General features: G+C 51.8%; 18 protein-coding genes. 10 read left to right on the plus strand and 8 right to left on the minus strand.

Annotation, left to right across the window (positions count from 1 at the left end):
- Positions 1 to 77: 77 nt before the first annotated feature.
- The 3 genes from F608_RS0113675 to F608_RS34825 form a co-directional block, all read right to left on the minus strand.
- Positions 78 to 473 carry a hypothetical protein gene (locus F608_RS0113675; RefSeq protein ID WP_153307506.1) on the minus strand — a complete coding sequence of 132 codons (396 nt, stop codon included), beginning with the start codon at positions 471 to 473 and terminating at the stop codon, positions 78 to 80.
- A 119-nt stretch (positions 474 to 592) separates the two neighbouring features.
- The gene (locus F608_RS0113680; protein WP_022666214.1) at positions 593 to 1528 is read right to left on the minus strand and encodes a uroporphyrinogen decarboxylase family protein; all 936 of its coding nucleotides are present in this window, start codon (positions 1526 to 1528) and stop codon (positions 593 to 595) included.
- 418 nt (positions 1529 to 1946) lie between these two features.
- The gene (locus F608_RS34825; protein ID WP_022666216.1) at positions 1947 to 4223 is read right to left on the minus strand and encodes a sigma-54-dependent Fis family transcriptional regulator; all 2277 of its coding nucleotides are present in this window, start codon (positions 4221 to 4223) and stop codon (positions 1947 to 1949) included.
- Between the two features lie 530 nt (positions 4224 to 4753).
- Here F608_RS34825 and F608_RS36695 point away from each other — a divergent pair.
- Complete coding sequence (locus F608_RS36695; protein ID WP_022666218.1) at positions 4754 to 4933, plus strand: toxin-antitoxin system HicB family antitoxin; 180 nt, start codon at positions 4754 to 4756, stop codon at positions 4931 to 4933.
- Positions 4934 to 4945: 12 nt separating this feature from the next.
- Here the strand turns inward: F608_RS36695 and F608_RS0113700 are convergent, their stop codons facing one another.
- Positions 4946 to 5611, minus strand: a complete 666-nt coding sequence (locus F608_RS0113700) for a response regulator (protein ID WP_022666219.1) — start codon at positions 5609 to 5611, stop codon at positions 4946 to 4948.
- On the minus strand, positions 5601 to 7580 hold the full coding sequence (locus F608_RS0113705; protein WP_022666220.1) for a sensor histidine kinase: 1980 nt from the start codon (positions 7578 to 7580) through the stop codon (positions 5601 to 5603). The genes F608_RS0113700 and F608_RS0113705 overlap by 11 nt, the downstream gene beginning before the upstream one ends.
- 23 nt (positions 7581 to 7603) lie before the next feature.
- Between F608_RS0113705 and F608_RS36200 the strand changes: the two genes are divergently transcribed.
- The 4 genes from F608_RS36200 to meaB all read left to right on the plus strand — a co-directional run bounded on the left by F608_RS36200 (position 7604) and on the right by meaB (position 9887).
- Positions 7604 to 7765, plus strand: a complete 162-nt coding sequence (locus tag F608_RS36200) for a hypothetical protein (protein ID WP_153307507.1) — start codon at positions 7604 to 7606, stop codon at positions 7763 to 7765.
- Between the two features lie 87 nt (positions 7766 to 7852).
- Entirely contained in the window at positions 7853 to 8368 is a 516-nt protein-coding gene (locus F608_RS0113710; protein WP_022666222.1) for a cob(I)yrinic acid a,c-diamide adenosyltransferase, read from the plus strand.
- A gap of 101 nt (positions 8369 to 8469) precedes the next feature.
- A complete protein-coding gene (locus tag F608_RS0113715; protein WP_022666223.1) occupies positions 8470 to 8919 on the plus strand; it encodes a hypothetical protein in 450 nt (149 codons plus the stop codon).
- Entirely contained in the window at positions 8919 to 9887 is a 969-nt protein-coding gene (gene meaB / locus F608_RS0113720; protein WP_022666224.1) for a methylmalonyl Co-A mutase-associated GTPase MeaB, read from the plus strand. The genes F608_RS0113715 and meaB overlap by 1 nt, the downstream gene beginning before the upstream one ends.
- Positions 9888 to 9900: 13 nt before the next feature.
- Here meaB and F608_RS0113725 read toward each other — a convergent pair whose 3' ends face one another.
- Positions 9901 to 10098, minus strand: a complete 198-nt coding sequence (locus tag F608_RS0113725) for a hypothetical protein (protein WP_022666225.1) — start codon at positions 10096 to 10098, stop codon at positions 9901 to 9903.
- A gap of 283 nt (positions 10099 to 10381) precedes the next feature.
- On the opposite strand from F608_RS0113725, the gene F608_RS0113730 reads away from it, so the two are divergent.
- Entirely contained in the window at positions 10382 to 13675 is a 3294-nt protein-coding gene (locus F608_RS0113730) for an AfsR/SARP family transcriptional regulator (RefSeq protein WP_022666226.1), read from the plus strand.
- A 265-nt stretch (positions 13676 to 13940) separates the two neighbouring features.
- On the opposite strand, the gene F608_RS0113735 is transcribed toward F608_RS0113730, so the two are convergent.
- Positions 13941 to 15290 carry a sigma-54-dependent transcriptional regulator gene (locus F608_RS0113735; RefSeq protein WP_022666227.1) on the minus strand — a complete coding sequence of 450 codons (1350 nt, stop codon included), beginning with the start codon at positions 15288 to 15290 and terminating at the stop codon, positions 13941 to 13943.
- A gap of 10 nt (positions 15291 to 15300) precedes the next feature.
- The gene (locus F608_RS0113740) at positions 15301 to 16419 is read right to left on the minus strand and encodes a two-component system sensor histidine kinase NtrB (protein ID WP_022666228.1); all 1119 of its coding nucleotides are present in this window, start codon (positions 16417 to 16419) and stop codon (positions 15301 to 15303) included.
- A 390-nt stretch (positions 16420 to 16809) separates the two neighbouring features.
- Here F608_RS0113740 and F608_RS34830 point away from each other — a divergent pair, with 390 nt between their 5' ends.
- From F608_RS34830 to F608_RS31930, 4 genes are read left to right on the plus strand one after another with little or no spacing between them, the layout of a single operon-like run.
- The gene (locus F608_RS34830; protein ID WP_022666229.1) at positions 16810 to 18657 is read left to right on the plus strand and encodes a SpoIIE family protein phosphatase; all 1848 of its coding nucleotides are present in this window, start codon (positions 16810 to 16812) and stop codon (positions 18655 to 18657) included.
- A complete protein-coding gene (locus F608_RS31925; protein ID WP_022666230.1) occupies positions 18654 to 20039 on the plus strand; it encodes a TolC family protein in 1386 nt (461 codons plus the stop codon). Before F608_RS34830 ends, F608_RS31925 begins: the two co-directional genes overlap by 4 nt.
- Positions 20036 to 21556 carry a TolC family protein gene (locus F608_RS0113755; RefSeq protein ID WP_022666231.1) on the plus strand — a complete coding sequence of 507 codons (1521 nt, stop codon included), beginning with the start codon at positions 20036 to 20038 and terminating at the stop codon, positions 21554 to 21556. The genes F608_RS31925 and F608_RS0113755 overlap by 4 nt, the downstream gene beginning before the upstream one ends.
- Entirely contained in the window at positions 21553 to 23055 is a 1503-nt protein-coding gene (locus F608_RS31930) for an efflux RND transporter periplasmic adaptor subunit (RefSeq protein ID WP_022666232.1), read from the plus strand. Before F608_RS0113755 ends, F608_RS31930 begins: the two co-directional genes overlap by 4 nt.
- The last annotated feature ends 4 nt before the right edge of the window (positions 23056 to 23059 follow it).

Raw genomic sequence — 23059 nt, forward strand, 5'->3', positions numbered from 1 at the left:
GACGTTGGAATGCCCGGTAAAAGAGAAAAAACCTTCAGGGAATTCCTTTTTTACCGGGCAGTGCTCCTTTTGTTCAATCAGCCATCGACCCGGGTATTTTTACCGGCACCTGCTTTGTCCAGGTTTTCTCCGATTTTGTCGAACTGGAAACCAACGTCCCGGGCTGCTTTTAGTTTCTCAACCAGCTCAGGATTTTTGGTTCGTTTGATCATTTCGTCAATCAATTCTTCATACTGGGGGATGATGCTGGGGAATACGATTTCTCCTTCAATGGCAATGGAAGGCAGGACCTTTCCCTTCAACTCCATGAATTTGCCAACTCCGGTCTTGGTCTTGATGGACCATTCCTTGTATTCGATCAGTTTCTGAACTTCTTCGGGCATTGCTGCCATGGATTCCATCATGTATCCACAAGCCGCACATTGGACGCTATCGAGCGTTAAGACATCAACCTGTATTTTATCTTCGGCCATGTGTTGCCTCCTATCTTTCTTTACAACCCTTGCGGATATCTTGGGAATGTTTCTTCAAACCATGTTTTGGCTTCATAGACCTGGGTCATATGTTCCGCCGGAACATCGTATGGAAGATCTCAGCCAGGGGCGAAGGTATAGCCGTGAGAACCGCCTGCGGCAAGGCTGACAAGAGCATCCTCCCTCGGCGAGATAAGACCCAGACTCAAGGCAAGGGTCAACTTCAGGTTTCCACCGAATCCCAGTCCGTATTCTCTGGCTTTGTCGCGGATAAAGTTCATGTTCAGCTGTTCATCAATGGCAAAGCCGTGGGTTCCAATCTTGCAGACTTCGTCCATGACTTTTGTGCAGTCGCCGCAGATAAAGAATGAAGAAGTAAGGCCGGCATCGTGAATGGCCTTAATGGAAGACTGGCAGTTCGGGGTAACATATTCACGGAAAGTTGTATCTCTGATCTGGGATGCAACGGGATCAACCAATGCGACAATCTCACACCCCATTTCAATATAAAACTTTGTTGCTGCTTCGCAAACCATACCGGCATACTCCAGAACCGCATGGGCGAAATCCTTTTTTTTGTAAACATCAGTAAATATACGGACTCCGGCCAGATGGGACGCAAGAGTCAAGGGTCCGCAGACAAGACCCATCATGACGCAGTCGAGCTCATCCAACTGCGGTTTTGCGATTTTTGCCGCCTCAAACAACACGGGCCAGCGGCCGTCCTCTTTGGTCGGAATCCTCATCCCTGCATCTTCCGGTGTTTTCTCCGAGCACGGATGAGTAGAGACAGAAGGAACATTATCTTCCCACCATTTCAAATGGCTTCCTACGGAATTCGCCTCCACGGACAGGTCAAAAAGCAACGGAATCCCATCTGCTTTGTACTGCTTTGCGGTCTCTACAATTCCTTTGGCGATCAATTCAGGGCTTTTAAGGTAATCATCTGCCTTTTCATTGATCAGAAATGCGCAATGAACGCCTGCATACGGGACCCAGGGAGCAGATTCAGTTCGCTTGCCTCTGTAGGCATCAATCAACAGCTGTTTGGACATAGGTGTTGCCTCCTCCATCTTTGTGTTGTGGGAAAAAAATATTAAGGGCCAATATATATTTTCCTTGTGGGGAAAATCCCAAATAAATTAAATCTCTTATATCCGATTAAGAGCGTTAATTAATGTCTTTAGCCAATAGGAATGATTTCAATTATCGTGCCACGAGAGGAATCGGCCCCAAAGCCACAAGGGTAGAGGGTGGATATGGTTCGTCTTTATTGCGGAGGAGGGTTGGATTTGGGGTCAAAGAGCCCCCAGGATTCATGAATGGACGTGCAAGGCTTTAATTTAACATGGAATTTCAGTGTGCGGGGTCAATCGTAAACAGTTTGGGGTCTTTTGGCCCCGAGGCAATTTTATTGTCAACCGGATTCTTCCAAGCGCCCTTTGCTCGGATATGGAAGATGTCGGACATGCATTAGTTGATTCCGTGCAGTTTTAATTTTTTAAAAAGCGTTTTACGGTTAATTTTCAGCATGGAAGCCGTTTTTGTCCGGTTCCACTGGTTTCGCTCAAGGGTTGCCACGAGTATCTCTTTCTCATACCTTTCCATAAACTGCCTGAGACCGTCTGCGTTGACATCGTCTCCATTTGGGGATGGAATAGACATTTCTTTTGATTTTTCAACCGCGCCATGACCGAAATCGAGACGGCGAAGTGTAATATACCGGTGAAACACGTTTTGCAGTTCCCTGACATTGCCCGGCCAGTCATATTCCGCAAGGGAGTCCAGAACACGGCTTGTGAATAAATGGGCTTTTTTCCCCCCTTGTCCTGTTTGATGGAGAAAGTGCTGGATCAGCAGCGGAATGTCTTCTTTCCGTTTTCTCAAAGGCGGCAGATCAATGGGGATGATGTGTATCCGGTAAAAAAAATCCTTGCGCATCTTGCCGTCGTTGACATACTGAAAAAGATCACGGTTTGTGGCCGCAATGATTCTTATGTCCGGTTTTATCACCTCCATACCGCCGACAGGTGTAAATCCGTTGCCTTCAATAGCTCTTAAAAGCTTGACCTGCATTTGCAGAGCTATTTCTCCAACTTCATCCAAAAACAGGGAACCGCCGTCAGCCTGTTCCATATATCCGGTTTTGTTGGTATATGCCCCTGTGAACGCACCTTTTTTATGGCCGAAAAATTCACTCTCAAGCAGATGCTCCGGAACCGCACTGCAATTGACGGAGATAAAGGGCCGGCCCCTTCTGTCACTAATGTCATGAATCGCTCGAGAGACAAGTTCCTTACCGGTTCCGGACTCTCCATAGACAATCACGTTGGTATCGGAAGCACCCGCCTCGATAATATGGTTATAGACTTCCTGCATCGCCGTGCTTTTGCCCACTATCTGGCCGAGTCCATAGCGTTTCTGCATACCGGATTTCAGCAGGAGATTTTCCTTGCGCAGGCTTTCCTCCTGCTTTCGCAATCGTGCTTGGGCCTGTTTTGACTGGGTGATGTCAAAAAAAGAAGCAATGCATCTTTTTTTATCAGGAAGGACTCCCAGCTTGATGACAATATCTTTTTCAACCCCATCCCGTGTAACAAACGAGCATTCATATTCATAAGGCTCATTCTCAGACCGACGGGAGCATATCTGTAAAAAAATCTTCAGATCCTCTGCTTTTTTGCAATCAATGAGATGGGAAAATTTAATCTTATTTTCTATTTCCTGCCGTGAAAATCCGGAAAATTGATTAAATTTGAGATTTGCCATGGAAACGGTCAGATCCCCCTCAATAATTAAAGAAGGGGCACCTGCATGCTCAAACACACTGCGATATTTCAATTCATTTTCCCGCAGCTTGTCTTCAACCTGTTTCCGGCGGATAATGTTCCACATCCCGTCCATCAGCAGGATCACCTGCCTTACATCGGATCGGTCATAAGGTTCCTTTTTATTTCCGACTCCGGCTATGCTTACAACCCGGTCCTGGTCAAAGGTGGGAACATTCATGTGTCTGTAAATTTTGGCGTGGCCCTCTGGCTGCCCCCTCTTATGCGGGTTGTCAGCCAAATAATCGTTGGTAATAATCGGTTTGCGCTGCCTTAAAGCTTCACCCCACAATCCCATATGATCAATGTGAAAGTTTTTTTGTTTGTGCTTTAGTTCGCATTGCAGGATGGCTGCTGTAGACCAGGAGTACATCTTGACGGTCTTTTGATCCTCATGGACAAATGCAAAATACCCCACCCTGCTTTCGGTCAGCTCAATCGCCTTTTCAAGTGCATAGCCGATAATTTCGTTCAGGGGAACCCCGGTCATCTGATTTAATTCCCAAAGGGTACTCAGGCGGGACTCGTTGAGATGCAGGGTCCTTAACGCCTGGCGTTTGAGGGTAGTATCATATATGGTTCCCATGAAAAAATAGTTTCCCAGACGATCGATGACCGGCTGACCGCTTTCGTGAACCCAGCATGTTTTCCCATCGGCATGGATGATGCGGTATTCCACGTCATAATTTTTAAATTGGGTCGCCCTGCGCAAAATGCTGTTCGTCCTGATGTCCCGGTCATCGGGATGGATGATGCGGGTATAATCCCGAGGGATACGGCCGGAGAAATGAGAGGGATCATGACCTGTTATGGAACTGATAACATCATTGAGGAATTCAACTTCCCATTCAGGGTTTTTAGTGCAGCGGTAGATTGCCACAGGGAGTTTCTGGGCAAAAGATAAAACATCATCATCATTCATTTCGTTTCTCCATTCATCAATCGATTTGTTTGATGGGTCTGGCTGAACAACGTCATGAAGCAATTTCAATGGAAATAATCAGATTTTTTCTCTTGGCCCGGTCCCTCCTTCTGTATGGTTATGATTAAATCACCTGGGTCCGGGCATTCTGAGCACAGGAGAGGAGATGTGTCAAGAAATTTGTCCCCTCCCGGTCCACCACCAAAGAATTGCCTGCTCCCCTCCTCCTGGGCAGTAGCCGAACCATTTCAATCGTCACTCCGGGTGCCCGGCTTCCGGCCGGAAGAAGATCCGGATCGCTGGGTGATCCCGGGAGAATGAGAATTGCCCTGAATCTCTCACAGGCGCACTGGGGGGATGAGCAGGCTGACATTTTTCATGGTGAAGTCATAAACTTGCGGGATATGATGACATTTGAGAGAAAACGCGGTCAGGAACTTCGGACGGCATTCCGGGAATCGGTGGATGATTACCTGGAATTCTCTACGGGGCGAGGCGAAGAACCAAAAAGACCCTATTCATGAGAATTTATGGTCCGGGTGGAACCGGAACTTCACAAGGCCCTGGCCGATAAAGCCGGGAAAAAGGAAAAATGCCTGAACGCCGGGATGAATGACACGCTTCAAGACGTTGTGAAAGGGGGTATCCAGGCAGATGCCTGGAAGGCCCCGGTCTTTGTTGAGAGCTGCCTGGGGATACCTGACAACTGAAAATCATTCCTTTCAGATATGGATATCGATGATCCCCAGCTGGATGGCATATTGAATCAGTTGTGAGAGATTGTCCATCTTCAGCTTTTCCATGATATTGGAGCGGTGGGACTTTATGGTGCTGGGACTCAGGCAGAGGGCGTCGGCGATCTTCTTGGTGGAGCTGCCCTCCACCATCATCTGGAACACCTCCCTTTCCCGGTTGGAAAGGGTGTTATACAGCTCTTCCTCCTGGGATTGTTTGTTCATGACCAGCCAGTCTTCGATCACCCGGGTGGAAATGGAGGGGCTCAGATAGGTAACTCCCTTGATGGCGCTGGTAACGGCCTTGACAATATCCCTGGATGCAGAGTTCTTTAGCAGGTATCCGGATACGCCGAGACCCAGGAGCTCCCGGATGTAGCGGCTGTGATCATGCATGGAAAGGATGATGATCTTGCTTTCCGCCCCGGCCTGTTTGATCTGACGGGTGGCTTCGATCCCGTTGAGTTCGGGCATGGCAATATCCATGATCACGATATCCGGTGTAAGCTCCATGACCTTTTTTACGGCCTCTCTCCCGTCCTTGGCCTCACCGACCACATGGATGCCTTTCTCTTCCTCCAGAAGCTTCATCAGCCCCTGGCGGACAATGGTATGGTCGTCGGCAATGACGATGCTGATTGATTTATTGCTCATACATCTCCTGTACATCCATGGGAAGGCACTCGGCGGCCTTTTCCTGGTTTATGGGAATTTCGATTCTGATTCGCGTCCCTTTCCCGGGTGCGGTCCTGAGGGAAAATTTCCCCCCCAGCAAAGTGGCCCGCTCCCTCATGGACAAGAGCCCCAGGGCGGGCCTTTCCTGATGTTCCAGTTCCAGGTCAAACCCGATCCCGTCATCGTCGGCAATAAAAATAATCGAGGGGTATCCTTTGATGATGGAGAGTTTAAAGGACCTGGCCCGGGCGTATTTCATGGCATTTGACAGGGCCTCCTGGGAAAACCGGTACAATACGGTCTCAATGTCTGGATTGATTCTCCCTGAAAATCCGATCATCTTAAAGGTAATTTTCAACCGGCTCTGTTCGGATATTTCGGAAATATACTGATCCAGGGCCGGCTCCAGTCCAAGATCGCTGAGCAGGGCCGGATGAAGCCGGTGGGAGATGCGGCGCATTTCCAGATAGGTATGGTTAATCTGTCCCTTGACATGCCGGAGCAGGGATTTTATCTCATCCGCTTCATCGGGAAGCTTGTTTTCAACGGCATCCAGTTTCAGGTTGATTCCGATCAGGGCGGAGCCGGTCTCATCGTGGAGTTCCCGGGAAATCCTCTTGCACTCCACTTCCTGGGAATGGAAAAGCCGGGCCGTGATTTCCTTTAGTTCCTCCCGGTGTTTTTCAACGGTCTTGATCAGGTTGATATTGGCAATGGCTCCCCCCACGAAATTGCCCAGGGATCCCAGGAGATGGAAATCCTCAATGGCCAGGGCCTCTTCATCCCGGATGCGGAAGGCCATGAACCCGGAAGGCTTTTCCTTTTCCGTGATGAGAAAGCAGGTCATGGTAATGGCTTTCCGGGTCTTTGAATTGCACAGGGAGACCTTAAAGGAAGGGAAAATCGATTTCGGCGTTAAAAAATTATCCTTTCCCAGGAGAAATTCCATGAGTTCAAGATCATGGAAGGTCAGGTCCACCGGACCCTTGTACATCCTGCTGGAAAACCCTTTGTAGGCGTTCAGATCAAAGGTATGCTTTTCATGGTTGATTAGAAAGATGGCTCCGATGGAGAAGTTCAACAATTTCATGACTTCATTGAGGGCCGTGGAGAGCATGGCCTTGAGATCATTGGTGCTGTTCATGGTCACAGCAATGGTATTTAAGAGCACAAGTTCCTGGTGATTTTTATACAGGGCCCTGAAGGCATCCATGCGGGCCGTGATGTCCTTTGCTATTCCTTCATATCCCAGGATCTTTCCCTGCCCGTCCCGGATGGTATTGGCGCTCAGGTTGCAGTGGAGGCGGGAGCCGTCCTTTGTTTTGAATCCGGCCTCAAAATCTTTTACATAACCGTTCAAGATCATCTGCTTCTGGAAAACCTTCCAGTGAATGGAATCAATAAAGATTTCTTCAATGTTTTCCAGGGCATAGAGTTCTTTCTTTTCTCGGTACCCGAGAAGGTCCACCAGGGCCTGGTTGAGATCGAGAAACCGCCCCTTTTTTGATATGATGAATATCATATCTTTGGTGCTTTCAAAAAGATGGCGGTACTTGTTTTCCGAATGCCTGAGGTCGTCCTCGAGAAGTTTGATCTTTGAAATATCTTTAAACACATCCACGGCACCGGTCACCATACCGTCTGTGCCTAAAATTGTTGAAGTGGTGCATTCAACCGGGTGAAGCTTTCCGTCTTTTCGGGTAATAATCATTTCCCGCCTGCTGCAGGTCTTTTTGGCCATTTCAGGATTGAAATAACAGCATTCGTTACAGCCCGGGGATTTGAATACCTGGCTGCAGTTCATCTTGCCGGCATCTTTGTTGGTATATCCGGTAATCCGCTGGGCCTGGGCATTGAGAAATTCCACCCGGCCTCCCTTACCGATGATCATGAAGGCATCGGACAGGTTGTTTAAAATCGCGGAAACGCTTTTATTCTGTAAATCCACCTTAAATCAAGGTCCTTTTGTTTTTGTCTGCTCAAACCCGCTTTATCCCAACAACAATCAGCATATTAAAAACAAAAGGTCAAGACAAATCATTGGAAAATGAAGAGAAAACCCCTGGCCTGCCGCTAATTTCAGAGGTGTTGACCCCGGGCGAAGGGGCAAAAGGAAAATCATCTTTTTTTTGATCAAATTCGTCTTTGGGACTATTTACCATGACCCGGGGCCAGGGTTAAAGTTGATGTAAATCTAAAAATAGTATAAAGGCAGGAGGTATGAGCGGCCGCATTCAGATATATACAGGCAACGGCAAGGGGAAAACCACCTCAGCCCTCGGGCTCATCCCGGGGGCCGTGGGAAAAGGGAAAAAGATCTTTTTCGGTCAGTTTTTAAAATCCGGAAAATACTCTGAAATGGATTCCTTACGGCGGTTCCCCGACCAGGTCACCGTGGAGTATTACGGACTGGGGAAATTCGTTAAAGGCTGTCCTTCGGATGAGGATAAATCCGCCGGCCGCCGGGGCTATGAAAAGATACGGGAGATTCTCAGGCAGGGCATCCATGACCTGGTCATCATGGATGAGGGCAATATGGCCGTCAAGTACGGTATAATCTCGGAACAGGCCCTTCTCGATCTTTTTTCCATTAAGCCGGAGCACGTGGAACTGGTTGTAACGGGAAGGGGCGCGACCCCGGCGGTCATGGACAGGGCAGACCGGGTGCTTGAGATGAATGCCCAAAAACATTATTATCAGCAGGGGGTAAAGGCCAGGGTCGGCATTGAAAAATAAAGACCCATAAAGGGCCGGAATGGAACCGGCCCGGACTCCCGGGAATTTTTAGCCAGATAAAGCCGGCCGGAAAACCGGTCCCGGTTTGAAAGGAAAATATGATGCTGGACGGGCCTGTCGTTATCGGTTCAGACCTTTATACCTCCCTCAGGGAGCGGACCCTGGAGTTTGAGAAAAAAAACGGGCGCCGCCCCAGGGTGCTTCTGACCAATATGGACCGGGGTTCAGACGGGAAGCGGGTAAAATCTTTTGGTGTGGTCTATGCGGAAGCCGGGTTTGATGTGGATATCTGCCCGGCCTTTAAGACACCTGAAATCGTGGCGAAAATGGCCGTGGAAAATGATGTCCATGCAGTGGGGGTTGTCAACGGCGGTTCTGAAAATCGGCTGCCGGAGACCTTGACCGCTATCCTGGCCGGCTACGGTGCCCTGGACATCCAGGTCATGGCCGTGGAAGCCGGGCCGTCCATAGGTTCGAACATTGCCGCTGAACCCGGGGAAGCCCTGGCTGTCCGATATGCCGAAGATACCCTGGATCGCCTGGGGGCCTGATGGAAGTTCCCCAATTCTACATCCGGGGTGTGTTGGAAGGGAACCGGCGGATTCTTTCCCAGACCCTGACCCTCCTTGAAAGCTCCCTGAAAAAGCATAAAGAATTATCCGGCAAAGTCCTGGAGGGGTTGCTGCCCCATACGGGCCGTTCCCTTCGTCTGGGAATCACAGGGGTGCCGGGGGCCGGTAAAAGCACCTTTATTGAAAGCCTGGGCTTGGATCTGGCAGAAAAAGGACACCGGGTGGCTGTACTGGCCGTGGATCCGTCCAGCCAGAAAGCAGGGGGCAGTATCCTGGGGGACAAGACCCGGATGCAGAAGCTTTCCTTCCATGAAAATACATTTATCCGGCCCTCACCGTCCGGGGACACCCTGGGAGGAGTGGCCGCCAAAACCAGGGAAAGCATGCTGATCTGTGAGGCGGCCGGCCATGACGTGATCCTGGTGGAAACCGTGGGAGTGGGCCAGTCTGAAATCTCCGTGGCCTTTATGGTGGATTTTTTTCTGGTCCTCATGGTTGCCGGAACCGGAGACGACCTCCAGGGAATCAAAAGAGGGGTGCTTGAGGCGGCAGATGCCATTGTTGTCAACAAGGCCGACGGAAAAAATTTTGATGGCGCCCTGCAGGCCAGAAAGGACCTGGAGCGGGCCGTGCAGATGACCCTGCCCGAATCCCGGATCTGGCAGACCCCTGTGCTTGCCTGCAGTTCCGTAGATGAAAAGGGAACCCGGACGGTATGGGACACAATCCTTGCCCATCAAAGGCTCATGAAAGAGACCCGGGGGTTTGAGGACAGACGGAAAAAACAGGCCCTGAACTGGATGTGGGCCCTGGTGGAGGAGGGACTGAAATTGAGGCTCAATCAAAATTCCGCCGTGGCAGGAATGATCCCCCATGTTTCCGACCAGGTGAGTAAAAACCTGCTCTCCCCCATGGCCGCGGCCCATAAGGTGCTGGAGCTTTTCTGAATCCGGCCGAAAATTACAGCCCGTTCAAAAATGCCAGGAGATATGAGATCCCCGCGCCGGCCCCAATGATGGACAATACCAGTTTGTATACTTTAGATAAGACAGGGGCTGGTTTGCGGTTTTTTGCCCCGGCCCGGCGCCTGGCCGCCCAGGCCTCATGTTCTTTGTGCTGCATTTTGCCGGATTCAAAATTCGTCATGGGTCCGTTCATGATCCGTCCTCCTTTTTTTTCCGATCCTTGTCAATTTGATCATGCTTGTAGCAGAGACCTGTTACGGGAGCGTCTATTGCATCGTTAATTCAACGTTTTTTTCAATTTTAAGTTTGATTTTCCGCAAATGTTAATTGCCGCTGCATCATGGGAAACCATTTCCGTTTTTTTCAAAAACCGCCGGGCTTGAGATTGAAATTAAACAACCCCCATGATAGTTTTCCCCAGATTCATCGTGCCCCATGGTCACCATGAAACCGGATTCTTTTTTCGGAGGAATGGAATGCTCAAGGTTTGTTTGATGGGAAAGTTTGAGGTAAAAATGGACGAGACGCCGGTGGAGATCCCTTCCAGACCGGCCCAGTCTCTTCTGGCCTATCTTATCCTCAATGCAAAAAAGAGCCATCGCCGGGAAAGCCTGGCCGGCCTGCTGTGGCCGGACTCCGGAGAAGCCAATGCCCGGAACAACCTGCGCCAGGCATTGTGGCGCCTGCGAAAATCACTGGGGAAGGAGTATCTCATCACCGATAAAATTTCAGCCGGTTTTAACCCCTCCTCGGATTACCGGCTGGATGTTGACATCTTTTTGAAGGGCGGGGAGGAAGACACGGCTCTGCCAGACTTGATCGAATCGGTATCGGTATATGAAAACAGGCTGCTGCCGGGCTTTTATGATGAATGGATTCTGCTGGAACAGGAGCGGCTGAAAATCTTGTATGAGGACCGGATGCAGCTGCTTTTATGCCGCCTGATGGATCAGGCATGCTGGCGGGAAACCCGCAATTGGGCGGAACATTGGATTGCCCAGGGAGCCATATCGGAACAACCCTATTGCGCCCTGATGAAGGCCCATGCCGGTCTTGGGGACCAGGCCGGCATGGCGGCCGCTTTCCAGCGCTGCTCCCAAGCCCTTAAAAAGTCCGTCGGCATTGATCCTTCTCCGGAAACCAAACGCCTGTTCCGGGAGCTCACATCCGGGGAAATGCCTTTACAGCCCCAAAAATCCCGGAACTATGGAGAGAAAAGCCTTCCTCCGGTAAAACTCCCGCTCCAGCCGACTCCCTTTGTGGGCCGGACAGATGAAATTGATTTGATTTCCGGTCTGCTGGCGGATCCGGCCCGCCGGCTGATATCGATTACAGGTTCAGGAGGCATGGGAAAAACACGTCTGGCAATTGAATCGGCCCGCCGGCAATCCAGAGCTTTTTTAGACGGTATCTATTTTGTCTCCCTGGCCCCGCTGGATGATCCTGTTTTCATGGTTTCCCTCATTGCCGAAACCGTGGACTTCTCTTTCCATGTCAGGGATCCGCGGGAACAATGGGAAGCGGATCAGCAGATCGCACAATTGACCGGTTACATAAAAAACAAAGAGATTCTGCTCATAATCGACAATGTGGAGCATCTTCTGACCTCTTCCCTGCCCTCCATGGCGGAGTGGAAAAAAGGAGCGGAAACCGTGGTGGCCGACATCCTCATGGAGGCGCCCCGGATCAAAATTCTGGCGACCTCGCGGGAACGGCTGAACCTGCAGGGGGAAACCCTTGTGGCCCTGAACGGTCTGAATTACCCCAAAAAGCCGGGAACCGGAGAAATACAGGATATTGAGACCTACAGCGCAATCCGGCTGTTTGTCAAAAGAGCCGGGCAGGTCCGGCCGGGATTTGTTTTGACTCCGGAAAATGTCTCAGATGTCATTGATATTTGCCGCCGGGTCGACGGAATGCCCCTGGCGATCCAGTTGGCAGCCGCCTGGGTCGATCTGCTTTCGCCAAGAGAAATCGCATTGGAGATTCAAAAAAGTCTCGCCTTTCTGGAAACCAGCCTGAATGATATTCCGGTCCGCCAGCGCAGCATGCGTTCCATTTTTGAATCCACATGGCAACGGCTCACTGAAACGGAGCAGGATGCGTTTCGGCAATTGTCCATATTCCGCGGGGGCTTTACCCGCCGGGCAGCACAGGCAATCACCGGTGCACCCCTGACCGTGCTGAGGACGCTGGTGAATAAATCCCTGCTGCGGCCGGATACCCGTGGGCGATATCATACCCATGAGTTGTTAAGGCAGTTCGGATTGGAGCAACTGGCCAGATTCCCAAATACCGAGGCCGCAGCAAAAGATCGGCACTGCATCTATTTTGCCGATCTTTTAAAAACCCTGGAAGCCGGTCTGACCGGGCCATCCCAGGGCCGGGATTTGGCTGAGATCGAAGTCGAAATTGACAACATCCGGGCCGCCTGGAAAAGGGCCGTGATCCAACTCAGGTTTGATCAGATGGAACATCTCATGGAAGGCCTGTGCGAATTTTACCGGATACGGGGGGAACTCAATGAGGGCTTTGAAACCTTTTATCCGACGGCAATGGCATTGGGCTGGCAGGGTTTCTCCCCTTCCCGGACAATCCCGGATTCCAACAGGGTATTTGAAGAGACCCTGCAGATTATAGAGGCAGCAGCACACGGCAGCACTGCCCATGACAGAAAAAAAGCGATCTTGGGCAAGGTTTTGGCCCGGTACGCCAGATTCCATTGCGAGTCTCCCAGCGGAGAGTACAAGGCCTTTCAGATCCGGCACAGTGCCTTGAAAATTTTAGGTGAATCCGGGGAAAAAAGGGAGATGGCCTGGGTTTTACGTTATATGGCCCATCCCGGCCTAAACCCCCGGGAAACCCAGGTCCTTTACAAAAAGGCACTTGCCGTTTTTAAAGATGCCGGAGACCAGCGGGGCATCGTGGACATCCTGTTCCGGCTGGGGATAACCGCGGCTCAACTGGGTGATTATGAGAAGGCAGAGCAATTGTACCGGGAGAGTTTGACAGGATCCCGGAACCTGGGCCGACGGCAGACGGTCATGTTCTGTCTGGCTGAACTGGGCTGGATTCAGTGGTCACTGGGAAACTATTCCCCGGCGGAAAAGCTGTTCAGACAGAGCCTGCCCCTTTCAAAGGAAATCGGATACCCAAGCTATAGGGCCACCATCCTCAGATATCTATCCCAGAATGCCCTCAGCCGGGGAGACTCTCCAAAAGCCAAACATCTCCTGGAGGAGAGTATGGCCATTTATTCCAGACTCGGATTAAGGGGGATGAGGGCAGAGACCCTTGCAGAGTCGGCCCGCATTGCCGCTGTGGAAAAGGAGTATTCCCGGGCCCGCCAATTGGCCGAAGAAAGCATCGGGATCTGCAAAGAACGAACCCACCAGAGGGGGATGGTGGTGCCCCTGACGGCTCTGGGAGAGGCCGCCCTGGGGCTGGATGATTTTGCAGGGGCGAAATCCCATTTCCTGGCGGCATTGGAAAAGGCCATGGACTTTTGGATGCCTCCCCTTGCATTGGATGTGCTGGCCGGTGCGGCCCATCTCATGGCAGCCCTGGACAGGAAAGAATCCATGTTTGAGCTTGCCCTTTTCGTCCACCAGCACCCTGTTGCCTGGCAATGGTCCAGGGACCGGGTTGCCCGGTTACTGAATGCCCACCCCCTGTCCTCTGATGCAATGGAAGCCGTCCGGACACGGGTAAAGAAACAAAAGCTTGAACGCCTGGTCAAAGATCTGTGCCAATTCAAAAAATCAAATTGAAATTGTCGTAAAAGATGAGACCCGATGTCCCGGCCGAGGCAACCTAGGCTTTTTGCGACGGGTTGTGGTCCTTATAAAGCTGTTTTCAAAATAAGATTCCGATTCATGCCGGGAGGAGCAAAGATTTTGCGCTCATTCTCGAAAATCATCCATGATTTTCTCCGAGGAGGGATCCCTTCTCCAGCGGCGTCTTGCCGCCCGAAGGAATCCAATCCGCGAAAACCTCTGCTCCTCCCTGAGTCTGGGCTCAGTCCAGGGAAATCCTCTACAATCCGTATTTTTCCAAACGGTAGAGCAGCACATGCCGGGGGATTTTGAGCAGCCGGGCGGCTTTGGACCGGTTTTGCCCTGCTTTTTCCAGCGCTTTAATCACATATGCCTTTTCAATTTCTTCCAGTGAGATCCCTTTATCGGGGATCACCGGATCCAGTCCGGTTGATCCGGTTGAGTCTGGGGCCATTCCCGGCAGGTGAAGGTCTGCCGCTTCAATGACGGCTCCCCTGCGCAGGATGATACAGCGTTCGACCACATTCTGCATCTCCCGGATGTTGCCCGGCCAGGCATAGGCCTTCATGGCGGTCAGGGCCTCCCTGGTAAAAGAAACATCTGCCGGGGCATCAAACTTTTTTAAAAAATGAGAAACCAGCGCCGGGATATCCTCGGGCCGTTCCCGTAAAGGCGGGATAAACAGGGGAATCACGCTGAGCCGGTAAAAAAGGTCCTCCCTGAACTCCCCTTTGGCGATCCGTTTTTGAAGATCCAGATTGGTGGCCGCAATGATCCGGATATCCACTCCCTGGGTTTTTTCCGCTCCCACCGGCTGGATTCTGCGTTCCTGGATTGCCCTGAGAAGCTTGACCTGGACATCCACGGCCAGTTCCCCGATTTCATCCAGAAAAAGGCTGCCTCCGGATGCAGTCATAAAATGCCCCTTCCGGTTTTTAACCGCTCCGGTAAAAGCCCCTTGAACATGGCCGAAAAGTTCGGACTCCAGAAGACCGGCCGGAATCGCCGCACAATTGATTGCCACCATGGGCCCCTGGCTTCTGGGGCTGTTCTGGTGGATCAGCCGGGCCAGCACCTCCTTTCCGGTTCCCGACTCTCCGGAGATCAGAACGGTGGCTTCGCTGTTGGCAGCCCGGCATGCCATCTCCAGCAACTCCTTCATCGCGGAACTGGCAGAGACAATGCCCTTGGTACCGGTCAGCCGGTTCACCTCATGGGTTAAGAGCCGGGTTCTGGACCGCAGTCCTTTCAGTTCCAGGGCCTTTTCACAGGAAAGAATCAGGGTCTCCCGGTCAAAGGGTTTGGTGATAAAATGGAAAGCTCCCTTTTGCATGGCCTGAACCGCCATTTCAATGGACCCGAATGCCGTAATGATGATCACCGGTGTATCCCGGGACGCCTGCTTGATCTTTTCCAAGAGGTCCAGGCCGTTCATATCATTGAGTTTGACATCTGAAACCACCAGGTCCGGTTCATGGGCATCAAAGAGTTCAAGGCCCTTTTGGCCTGAATCGGCCGTCAATACGGAAAAACCGCGGGAGGTCAGGTTATATTCGGTCACCCGCCGCAGGTTTGGGTCATCGTCTATGAGTAAAATGGTCTGGTTCATTTTCTCCGGCTCATCTGTTCAGGGTTTCTTTCCGGGGCAGGCAGACACGAAAACAGGCCCCGCCCGTTTCCGAGGGGGTGACCCGGATGGTGCCGCCCAAGCGTTCAACGATCCGCTTGCTGATGGACAGGCCCAGGCCGGTTCCCCCTTCCTTAAAGGTGACAAAGGAATTGAAAACCTCTTCGGCCATATCAGGGGAGATCCCCGGCCCATTGTCCGATACTTCAATACAGATCCGGCCTGTTTCATCCCTGTAATGGCAGATCTGGATCTTTCCCTTTTTTTCCACGGCATCTGCGGCATTGAGCAGCAGGTTCATCAACACCTGGGTCATGGCCGGTTCAGCCACCGGAAACCGGGCGGTCTCCTGATTTTTATCCACAGCCAGCCGGATGGATTTTTCCCGGATGGCTTGGCCGGCCATCTGACAGACTTTTTCAATGACGATTTCAAGGGCTTCATATGGGTCCCGGTTATCTGCCTGCTGTCCCCGGCAATAGGCCAGAACCTCATCCACGGAGTTGTTGAGCCGGAGAATTTCCGACCGCATGATTTCAATGAACTCATGTTTTGGATGGTCTGCCCCGACTTCGTCGGCCAGGATCTCGGCGGCTCCCTGGATGGAGGCCAAAGGATTTTTAATTTCATGGGCCAGGGAGGCAGATAAGCGGCCGAGTACAGAGAGTTTTTTGGCCTGCCCCAGTTCTTTTTCCGCCTGAACCAGCCTCACGGCCTGTTCGTGGAGGCGTTTATAGGATTTCGCCAATTTTTCGGAAATCCGGCGATACTCCTTCTGGAGTCGGTTCTCCCGGCTGGAAATGAGCCCGATGACCAGCCCGGCCAGCAGATAGAAGATAATTTCCGAAAGCTCCGAGTAATAGGCTTCGGGCCCCTGGGACCAGAACAGGAAAAGGTGGGGAACAAAGGAGAGACAGGACAGGACCGCCAGGGCCAGACCTCCCCGGACCCCATAAAGAATGGCCCCGATGGCAATGGGAAAATAGGAGAGCCTCCTGAAACTGTCATGGAAAAGAATCAAATGGCCCGGAGTGGTGTAATGCAGGACACCGATGATCCCCACCATCACCAAAAGGCCGATGAAAAGGATTTTTTTTATTTTTGGGTTCATCTGAAAAGTTCCGTTTCTTTGTATCCCTTTTGGGACCCGCTAATTCTATTGAAAAACGAATTAGATAGCAACCGGTTCCTGAAAAGGGACCCCTGGACGAACCATCGGGACCTCTCTTTTTTTTGAGGGTTTCATTTTTATCCTTACCCAAACCTTTATCAAGCCGAATGGAGAATATTCTGCAATCCATTGTAGATTATTCTCCATTCGCTGGCCCGTATTTTTGGAATTTTTTTTATTAATTTTTAAATCCATTGAAATAACAGGATTTTTTTTATGGCACAAGATATGCTATGCTCATACATGTCAGGGAATCCCATTGAACCATAGCACCGGGTCGTTCTGTTGAGAAAACCATTATCCGTTCCATAAGAAAGGACAGGCTTTGCCATGCAGCCCAAAACACTCCAGCAGCGAATCGCTCTCTTCGTTCTGATCCCGGTGTTTTTTATTCTGGCGGGAATGGGATGGGCAAGCTTTCTTTATGCCCGGAAAGCCATCCTGAAACAATGGGGGGAAACCGCCATTGCAAATCTCCAGAAAGCTTCTCACCTGATTGATATGCGGCTGAGCAAGCCCAAAGATCTGCTGCTGATGTTAAGGGACCGCCATGGCAAGGAACAGGATTTTTTTATCCGGGAATTCATCCTTGAGCAGTTAAAGGCCATGGAGGGCGTGGTGGATGTGGTGTATGAACATTCAAAGGGTTCTGATTCCCGTATGGGCCCAAGAAGGGCCATGCCCATGGAGCCCGTTCATTTTAACAAAATGGGAAAAATCCGCTTTTCACTGCCCCGGTATGATACCCAACTCCATCGGGAGACCATATCCCTATCTTCAGAGATCAAGGATTCAGATGACCGGATAACCGGCCGGATTGAGCTTGTTGTCTCCTTTGAGGATTTAATTGATCAAATCAGCAAGGCACCCTGGTGGAAAAGCAATACGGCCTTTTTAATCGACAATGAAGGCCATACATTATCGGCCACAAAAGCTTCCGACAGAAAGCAGGGATTTGACCAGACCGCCCGATTCGGTGAAACCGATCCATTGGAGAGGCAGACCCTGGAAGCGTTAAACAAAACCCCCTATGGAACGATATTCGGACCGGGACATCCCCCGGAGAGAATCAGCGGATATTACCACCTGAAAGAAGCCCCATGGAGCCTAGTTCTGATTTCTCCGGGCAGTCAGGTGCTCAGTTCCATTCTGAATTTCAGGCGCTTCTATCTGATCACGGGTTTTTTCGCCATTCTGGGCGTGCTTGTCTTCATCAGGACGGCAATCACCGGTACGGCCGACGCAATTAAAAACGTGTCCAGAGCCGCTAAGGATCTTGCCGACGGGGCCTTTGGAGAGCCGCTGCCGGTGTTGACAAAGGATGAGGTGGGTGAGCTGACCTTTACCTTTAACCGGATGACAAAACAACTCAAAGAAAGACTTGAAATGAAGGAGGCCCTGGGGTTGGCAAAAGAGATACAGCAAAGCCTTCTTCCGCCGGCAAACCTTTCAAATGAAAACCTTGAAATCAGCGGTTGTTCCATATACTGCGACGAAACCGGCGGTGACTATTTTGATGTGATCGAGGTTCCCGGGGACCCGGGGAAAATATATCTGGCCGTGGGCGATGTGGTCGGCCACGGGATAGGCGCAGCCCTTTTAATGGCAACCACACGGGCCTTATTGAGAAGCCGGATCATGCAGAACGGGTCCCTGTCCCAGATCCTAAACGATGTAAACCAACTTATCTGCATGGATTCCGGGGATACAGGCAGTTTTGTTACCTTTTTCTTGATGAAGGTTGATCATGGAAAAAGAGAGTTGACCTGGATCCGGGCCGGGCACGAACCCGCAATGGTTTTTCACCCGGAAAAAGATGGGGTGAGCGAGCTTTCCGGTGAGGGAATTGTCCTGGGTCTGGACGACCAGTGGAAATACAGGGAAAACACCTGGTCTGATATCCCCGAAGGGACCGTGGTGCTGGTCTCCACAGATGGTGTGCGGGAGCTTGAAAACAGGGCCGGTGAACGGTTTGGGAAGGATAGACTGAAACAGGTTCTTCAACAGTCCCACCCATTGTCCCCGGAAGAGATTATAAAGGTCGTCCTTGATGAAACCAAAGGCTTTTGCGGAGAAATGAACCAGAAAGACGATATCACTCTGCTGGCGTTGAAGTTTAAACAAACGACCCGGCAACGGAAAATATCTGAAAAAGAGCCGAAAAGGAAAAGGGTATGATGAAAAAAGGCATATTGGGGAGAATATTCATCTTTGGTTTTCTATTGCTGGCAGCTTCTTTTTCCCATGCAGGAGACAGGGAGATGCTGGAGCAGATCGAGGAAAGACTTTCAGGGGATCTTTCCATTCCGGATCTGCTTGTCTATGCCTATGAATCAAATCCCCGGATAACCTCGTCAAAGGAATCATGGAAAGGTTTTATCGAAAATTTCCGGATCGGGAAGAGTTATCCCGACCCCCAGCTGGCCATCACCTATTTCCCCTCCCCCATTGAAACCCGCCTGGGGCCCCAGGACTGGAATCTGACCCTTTCCCAGGCCATTCCCTTTCCCGGCCGCCTTGCGCAGAAGGGAAAGGTCCTTGAAGCAGATGCGGCCATTGCAAAGCTCCGGCTGGATAAAAGCGTAAAGACCCTGGTTCGGGACGTGACCGTTGCCTTTCATGAGCTTGCCTATATCCAGGCCGCCCTGGAGATCGCCCGGGCCAATCTGGGGGTGAACCGGCAGATGATGGAGATCAGCCAGAACGCCTATGCACGGGATAAGGCCTTGTTTTACGATGTTTCAAAGGCCCGGGCCCAGGCCGCCCAGGTCGAGTACGACCTTCTCCTGCTCCAGGAACTGGAGCAGACCCAGAAGACCCGGATCAACACCCTTCTCAACCGGACGCCCGAGGCGGCACTGGGAAGGGCCCGGTCCCTGCCTCCCCGGGAAATTGTCTTTTCCCTGGATGAAATTTACGGCCTGGCCCTGGTCCATCAGGAAGACATTCTCATTGCAGACGAGACCCTTAACCGGTCCCGGGAGGCGGTCCGGCTGGCAGAACTTTCAACTCTGCCCACGTTTAAGCTGGGCCTGTTCTATGCCGGTATCGGCAGCCCCGACGTGGCAGCCCCCCCCTCCAACGCCGGTGACGATGCCGTGGGGGTCCAGTTCGGCCTGAACCTTCCCCTCTGGCAGGGAAAAAACAAGAGCCTGAAACTCAAGGCCCAGGCAGAAAAGGAAAAGGCCCGGGCGGACAAAACAGACGTTGTTAACACCCTCAAGGACCGGATCAGCCGGCTCTGGTTCCGGCTCCGGAACTCCGGACGGCTGATTTCCCTGTACCGGGACGAGCTGATTCCCCAGGTCCGGGCCCAGGTGGAGACCGCCCAAACCTGGATGGACCAGGGAGAGGGGAGGATGGCCGATTTTCTGGAAATCCAGTCCACAGCCTATAATTTTGAGCTCTCCCTGGAACGGGCCAGGGCGGATTACGGCCAGGCCCTGGTGAAGCTGGAGCAGGCAGCCGGCGTGATTCTGGACCGGAAAAAAAGCCGGGCCCCCCGCGGGAGTGAAGATCTTCTGCCAAAGGAAGCCGGGAACGGGGGAAGCCTGCCATGAAAAAAAGGTTCTTAATTTTAATTTTGTTTTTTGCCTCTGCCGGGTGGGCCCGGGCCGATTACGCAGGTATGAAAAAGGAACTGGATACCTATCAGTCCCCGGATTTTTTCCCATCTTTTGAAGGTCCAGGACCGGTAAAGGAAGGCGTAAAACAAAGGCCGAAAACAGACGAAATTGATGCGGTTTTCCGTTTAAAACAGGCCTTGGCTTCCGAACTGGAAAAATTTCGGTTTTTTATTCCGGCCGATCCTGCCCTGTTAAAGGAGATCCGTCTTCTGGCAGGAGACCAGGAAAAGTGCACGGCCCTCATCGAAAAACAGGTGGACCCGGAAGAGATACTGATCCTGGCCATCTCACGCAATCCAGGGCTCCGGGCCGCCAAAAAAGAGGTGAAGGCAAAACTTGCCGCCTATGACCAGGTCGCGTCCATGGATGATATCCTAAAGACCTATGATTCCTTTATCAAGGGATCTGCAAACCGGGCCGGTCCTGATCCTGCCATGAAAAACAGTATCCGCCTGTCCTGGCCTTCCCCGGGCCTGACCGCCCTAAAGGGACGGGCCGTTGACGCCGATGCCGCCATTGCCCTTGAAAACCTGGCCATCATGGAAAAAAACATCATCACCCTTACCCGGAAGATCTATTGGGATCTTGCCCTGGTGGACGAATCGGCCCGGATCACCCGGGACACCATCAAGGCACTGGAACGGCTCCGGGAAGTGGCCACCTCCCTTTACAGGAGCGGCCGGACCAGCTTCCAGGATGTGATCAAGATCAATATCCGGCTGGCCCTGCTGGAACAGGACCTGGCCACCTATAGGCTTCAGCGCAGGAATATTGAGGCCCGGCTCCTTGAGAATCTCAACCTTCCGGCGGAATCCAGGGTCGGGGCCGTGGGACAATTGCCTCTCCTGCCCAAAATTCCCCTGCCTGAAACCCTCTATCCCGTTGCCGGAAAAGAGCGCCAGGAAATCAAACTCATCCGTCATAGAATAACCAAACTCCAGGCCATGGTGGAGATGGCCGAATCCATGACCGATGACTCCTTCAGCCTGGGGTTTTCATTTAACGACCATGACTGGACCGGGACATCATCGGGATTTTTAAAAAAGACCCTGGCGTCTGGAAAAAACAACCAGCCCAAAAGGCCGTGGAACGGAATCGCCCAGCCCTGGCTGGAACAGACCCGTCAGGCCCTGGCCGGCCTGGAACAGAACCTGATCCAAGAGAAAAAAGCCTCTGAACGGATGATCCGGGAAGCCTGGTTTGAGGCGGATAAAAATCTAAGGGAACTCACCCTTTTTGAATCCAAGATCCTGGCCCTGTCCCAGTCTGCCCTGGATGTATCCTCCCGGGAATATGAGACCGGGTCCATTCCCTTTTCCCAGGCCATCAGCTCCTATACGGACTGGCTTGGAATACGGCTGGCCATTGCCGAAAAGCGGACCGGTCTCGGCAAGTCCGTGGCAGAACTGGAAAAAAGGATCGGCAAACCCATAATCCGGAAGATACGATGAAAGAAAATATTAAAAAACTGGCAATCGTTGTCCTGGTGACTGCCCTGGCCACAGCAACGGGCACGGTTCTCCTGCTCAAGGTCACAGGCAAAAAGGCCCCGGCATCCCCGGCCGGGGAAAAATCCCAAGCTGAACAGGAACGAAAGATCATTTACTGGAAAGCCCCCATGGATCCCACCGAGATCTATGATGAACCCGGCAAAAGCAAGATGGGCATGGACCTGGTACCGGTGTATGAGGATGAGGTGTCCGGCACCCAGGATACGGGGAAGCGGAAGATCGTCTACTGGAAGGCCCCCATGGACCCCACCGAAATATACGATGAGCCGGGCAAGAGCAAGATGGGTATGGATCTTGTGCCGGTTTACGAGGACGAGCTCAAGGGGGGGGTGGACATAAAAATCAACCCGGTGGTTGAACAGAACATGGGACTGAGGGTGGCAAGGGTCGATAAAGGGATGCTCAACCATACCATCAGAACCTACGGCCATTTGACCTTTGACGAGACCCGTACCGGAATCGTCAGCGAAAAGGCCGGCGGGTGGATCGAAAAGCTGTATGCCGATTATACGGGGTTTGTGGTGGAAAAAGGGGATCCCCTGTACGAGATCTACTCTCCCTCCCTGCTGGCCTCCCAGGAAGAGGTTCTTTCCGCATTTAAAAATTACAGGCGGAACAAAAGCCCCATGAACAGGGACCTTCTGGACTCGGCCAAAAACCGGCTTCTCTATTACGACATCGCTCCGGAAGAGATCGGACTGATCGAAAAAACCGGAAAAGTCCGGAAGAGCCTCATTGTCCGGTCGCCCTACAGAGGGGTGGTGGTGTCCAAGGATGTCATTGAAGGGGCCTATGTGAAAACCGGAGCCAGTCTGTTCACCATTGCGGACCTGTCCGTCATCTGGGTGGAGGCCCATATTTTCGAGTATGAACAGAACCTGGTCTATGAAGGCCAGACCGTTGAGATGACCCTCTCCTATATCCCGGGCAAAACATATACCGGAAAAATCGCCTATATTTTTCCCTATCTTCAGCCCAAGACCCGGGATGTGATCATCCGGGTCTCCTTTGACAATTCAGACGGAGAACTCAAGCCGGATATGTTTGCCCGGATCAGAATCGACACCGCTCCGGGGGCAGAGGGATTGTCGATCCCAAGCCAGGCCGTGATCCATTCGGGAGAGAAAAAGATCGTCTTCGTTGCCAGGGGAAACGGCCGGTTCTCCCCAAGAGAGATTACCACGGGCATGTTTCTGGACCAGGACCGGGTGCAGGTGCTCAGCGGCCTCACTCAGGGGGAAAATATCGTGGTCTCGGGCCAGTTCCTGCTGGATTCCGAATCCAAACTCAAAGAGGCCATACAGAAGATGATCGAATCAAAATCCAAGGGACCGGCCAAGGCCGGCAAGACCCTGGAAACAGGAGGATCGGACGACTTTTTCGATGACATGGATGCGGCCCCGGATGCAGAGGACGATTTTTTTAAGGATATGGAATAGACAA

It is taken from the genome of Desulfospira joergensenii DSM 10085 (assembly GCF_000420085.1).
GTDB lineage: Bacteria > Desulfobacterota > Desulfobacteria > Desulfobacterales > Desulfobacteraceae > Desulfospira > Desulfospira joergensenii.